Here is a 4,282-nt window from a genome sequence, read left to right on the forward strand (position 1 = left end):
TCGTTGAGTTGGGTGGGTTTGGGGGTGCCGGCTGTGATTGGTGTTTGGGGGTTGTTTAAGCGGCGGGGCTGAGGGCGCTATCGCAGGCAAGCCAGCTCCCACATTGGAAGGTGTTCACAGTTCAAAATGTGGGAGCGGGCTTGCCCGCGATGAGGCCTTCAAAAACACCACCAATGCCTCTAGGCTAGCCGCTGCCCATCTTGAGGAATGCCCATGTCCACCATGACCCTGTTCCACAACCCCGCCTCCCCCTTCGTGCGCAAAGTCCGCGTGCTGCTGATCGAAACCGGCCAGCAAGACCGCGTGGCCTTGCAAGCCACCCTGCCGACGCCGATCCAGCCCGACCAGCACGTGCTGCAAGGCAACCCCGTGGGCAAGATCCCGGCACTGCGCCTGGCCGACGGTTCGGTGTTGCACGACAGCCGCGTGATCCTCGATTACCTCGACCACCAGCACGTCGGCAACCCACTGATCCCCCGCGACGGCTCGGCCCGCTGGCGCCGCCTGACCCTGGCGTCGATGGCCGACGGCATCATGGATGCCGCCGTGCTGGTGCGCTACGAGACCGCCATGCGCCCGGTGGAGAAACATTGGGACCAGTGGCTGGACGAGCAGCGCAACAAGATCCGCCGCAGTGTCGCCGAGTTGGAAGCGGACGCGATTGCGGAGTTGGCCAGCCATTTCGATATTGCTGCGATCAGTGTGGCGTGTGCCTTGGGTTATCTGGATTTCCGCCATCCGGACCTGCAATGGCGCCTTGATAACCCGAGGCTTGCCGCCTGGTACGCCGAGGTCAGCCAGCGCCCTTCGATGCAGCAGACCCAGCCACCGCTCTGAAACCCACCGCTGACCCGTGTGGGAGCTGGCTTGCCTGCGATAGCGGTGGGTCAGTTTGCAGTTGTTTGCCTGGCCCACCGCTATCGCAGGCAAGCCAGCTCCCACATAGTCCAGCGGCGTGGTTGAGGTAGTCGATCATCCGCGCCTTCATCTGCTGATCTTCCCTTAACCCAATCATTGCACCGCCTCCAGGTCAAACTGCAACGGCTCCACCGCCTTGCGCTTGCCCACCCCATACCAGTCCAGTTTGCGCGTCAGCACCATCACCGTACCCAACAAGCCAAACAGCAACAGCGAGCCCATCAGCAGCGCGTAATCCTCGGCACTCAACAGCCCGTAGAGCAAGCCATACAACGCCGCCAACCCCACCGAAAAGCCCAGCCCGTGCGTGATGCTGCGCAGCACATGGCAGACGTAGAAGCCGATCAACAACACACAGGCACTGGCGGAGATGAGATAGGCCAAGGCAAAGCCGATGTGCTCGGACAACGACAGCAACAGCAGGTAGAAAAACGCCAGCGCAAAGCCCACCAATGCGTACTGGACCGGGTGCACCGCCAGGCTCTTCAGCACTTCGAACAGGAAGAAACCGGCAAAGGTCAGGCCGATAAACAGCAGCGCGTATTTGATCGCCCGGTCGCTCTTGAGGTACTGGTCCACCGGGTCGATGAAGTTCACGCCGAAGCTGCGGTTAGTGAAGTCTTTACAGCCCTGGCCGTCCAGGCAACTTTGCAGCGCCTGTTCGAGGTTGGTGGAAAAGAACGTGGTCTGCCAGTTGGCAGTAAAGCCTGCGTCGGTCACCTCCCGTTGAGCCGGCAGGAAATTGCCGATAAAGCTCGGGTGCGGCCAGTTGGAGGCAAGCGATACCTGGCTGATCTTGCCCACCGGTACCACTTGCAACTGCTCGGTGCCTTGCAGGCGCAGGTCAAAGGCGAAGTCCACGACGTAAGACTTTTTGCTGTCCTGTTGCGGCAACGCCACGTGCACGCCCTGCCCCAGCCAGTCCACTTGGGAACCAGGCTCGAAGTCCAGTTGCTGGCTGCCCAGCTCCAGTTTCAGCGCGTTTTCGATGCCGCGAATATCGCTGATACCCACCGCCAGAAACGCCGGATCAAAGCGGTAATCGGCGAAGTCTTCGGTAATGCCCCATTGCGCGGGCAGCTCGAAGCGCCCACTGATGCGGTTGTCGGCATGGAACAGCCGCGCCTGGTAGATGCCCCGTGCGCGCAGTTCGGTTTGCACTTTGCCGTCGAGTTCAAAACGGTCCGGCAGGAAATACAGACGACCACGCTCTTCACGGGTGACTTCGTAGCGTTTGTTGAGCTTTTCATTGAGCTTCCACTCGCGCACGGTCTTGCGGTAAGGCACCACCATCACCGGGCCGGTGAGGCGCTGGCTGTAGCTGGAGCTGCGGGCAATATCCTCCAGCACTGCATCACGAGTGTATTGGCGCTCGCCGATGATGCCGTTGATCATCAGCAATGGAATCAGCAATACCAGCATCAGCAGCGCAATCGCGCCCAGTTTGAAAAGCAGACTGCGGTTCATGGGACTCTCCCTGTTTTGATGGGGAGAGTCTGGGCAGACTGTGTGGGGGGTTTATGTGGGCAATGTGGAGACTGTGTGGAGATGCAGCACCACTTGCACACCGCCGGGTACGTTGCCGATCTGCAAGGTGCCGCCGTGCAGCTTCATCACTTCCTCGACAAAGTTCAGGCCCAGGCCCGTGCTTTTACGCCCGCTGGCCGGGCGTGGCAGCGAGTAGAAACGCTCGCTCAGGCGTGGCAGGGCGTAGTCGGGAATCGGCGCCGCCTGGTTGAACACGCTGATGTGCACATCGTTGTGCTGCGCGTGCGCACTGAACGTCAAGGTGCCGCCCGCAGGCGTGAAGTCCAAGGCGTTGTCCAGCAGGTTGCCCAGGGCCTGGCGCAACAGGAACGGCTCGCCGTAGACCTTCACATCGGCAGCAATCGCCTGTTCCACCTGCAAGCCGGCGCGCTCGATCCGCGCACATTGCGCCGTGAGCATGTCCTCGACCATCGCCGCCAGCGGGATGCTCGCCTGCTCCTCCAGGCCCTGGCGCTGCTCCACCTGCGCCAGGTTCAACAGGCGTTCGATCAACTGCTGCAAGCGCGCGCTTTCGCTGTCGATATTGCCGACAAACCGCTGCTGCTGCTCACGGCTCATATCACCCTGCAACAGCTCCGCCGCGCCGCGAATCGCCGCCAGCGGGCTTTTCAATTCGTGGGTCAGGGTGTGCACGTAGTGTTCGACGTAGGCCTTGCCTTCCAACTGCGTGCGCATGTGCTCCACGGCGGTGGACAACTGCTTCAACTCGCCGCCACGGTAATGCGGCAACTCGGCACGCCGGCCTTCGCTGACGGCCTCGGCATACGCCGTGAGGCGACGCAACGCGACCGTCAGCCACCACGACAACAGCGCCCCGAGCAACAGGCCCAGCACCACCAGCCCGGCGCCGTACCACAGCAGGCGCCGCTCGGTGCGGTCCACATAGGGCTGCAATGAGCTGTTGGGCTTGGCCACGGTGACCACGCCGATAATCTGGCCGTTATCACGGATCGGCGCGCCAACGTGCATCACCGACGAGGTGGCGTCGTCCTCCGCGCTGCGGGTGGAACGCGCACCGTACTCGCCACGCAGGGTCAGGTACACGTCGTTCCATTTGGAATAGTCCTGGCCCACCGCCTCGCCCGTGGAGTCGAGCAGCACGATGCCCTTGGCGTCGGTCACGTAGATGCGATGGTTGACCTGGTTTTTCGGCAGGCCCCAGATGGTCGCCCCCGGCTGGCGATTGCCGTAGGCCTTGAGCCATTCGGGCCAATGGCTTTGGCCGAGGGTGCCGTTCTTCACGTCATCGCGCAGGATCTCGGCCAGCAGGTTGGCGGTGTCTACCAGGGTTTCTTCGGTGGACTGGCGCACGCCGGGGCGGATTTCCTTCATCACCGTGCTCAGCACGAAATAGCCGGTAAGGCCGATAAACAGCGCGTACACCAGGAAGATCCGCAGCCCCAGGCGCATCAGCTATTGCTCGGGCTGTAGCTGTAGCCGAGGCCGCGATGGGTCTGGATCGGCTCGGCCTCCGCCGCCACGCTGCGTAACTTGCTGCGCAGGCTTTTGATATGGCTGTCGATATTACGCTCATAGCCGGCATCCGCCGCCACGCCGACCGCGTCCAGCAATTGCTCGCGGCTGAACACGCGTTCGGGCTGGTCCAGCAGGCTTTGCAGCAGGCGGAATTCGTGGCGGGGCAGGCTCAGGGGCCGGCCGCGGTAGGGGAGCTGCAAGCGGTCCCGGGGGGCCCGGGACACCCCCCGGGCCCCCCCCGGGGGGGCGCGCCTGGGGGTGGCCCTTGCCCGCGCCGCCGCCTCCCCGGGGGCGGACCCGTCTCTTTTATACCTCTCCCGGCCCCCCCGACGGAGAGGGA

General features: G+C 63.0%; 4 protein-coding genes. 1 reads left to right on the forward strand and 3 read right to left on the reverse strand.

Going from position 1 to position 4,282, the window contains the following annotated elements:
- The first annotated feature begins 207 nt into the window (after positions 1 to 207).
- Entirely contained in the window at positions 208 to 837 is a 630-nt protein-coding gene (locus tag J1G37_RS28865; RefSeq protein WP_207047197.1) for a glutathione S-transferase family protein, read from the forward strand.
- A 174-nt stretch (positions 838 to 1,011) separates the two neighbouring features.
- Here the strand turns inward: J1G37_RS28865 and creD are convergent, their stop codons facing one another.
- The 3 genes from creD to J1G37_RS28880 all read right to left on the reverse strand — a co-directional run.
- Positions 1,012 to 2,385 carry a cell envelope integrity protein CreD gene (gene creD / locus J1G37_RS28870; protein WP_207047199.1) on the reverse strand — a complete coding sequence of 458 codons (1,374 nt, stop codon included), beginning with the start codon at positions 2,383 to 2,385 and terminating at the stop codon, positions 1,012 to 1,014.
- 51 nt (positions 2,386 to 2,436) lie between these two features.
- Positions 2,437 to 3,876 carry a two-component system sensor histidine kinase CreC gene (creC, locus tag J1G37_RS28875; RefSeq protein WP_207047201.1) on the reverse strand — a complete coding sequence of 480 codons (1,440 nt, stop codon included), beginning with the start codon at positions 3,874 to 3,876 and terminating at the stop codon, positions 2,437 to 2,439.
- A partial coding sequence (locus tag J1G37_RS28880; protein WP_207047203.1) for a winged helix-turn-helix domain-containing protein occupies positions 3,876 to 4,282 on the reverse strand: 407 nt, incomplete at its 5' end. The genes creC and J1G37_RS28880, both read right to left, overlap by 1 nt.

It is taken from the genome of Pseudomonas sp. Marseille-Q1929, assembly GCF_017316265.1.
Classification (GTDB): domain Bacteria; phylum Pseudomonadota; class Gammaproteobacteria; order Pseudomonadales; family Pseudomonadaceae; genus Aquipseudomonas.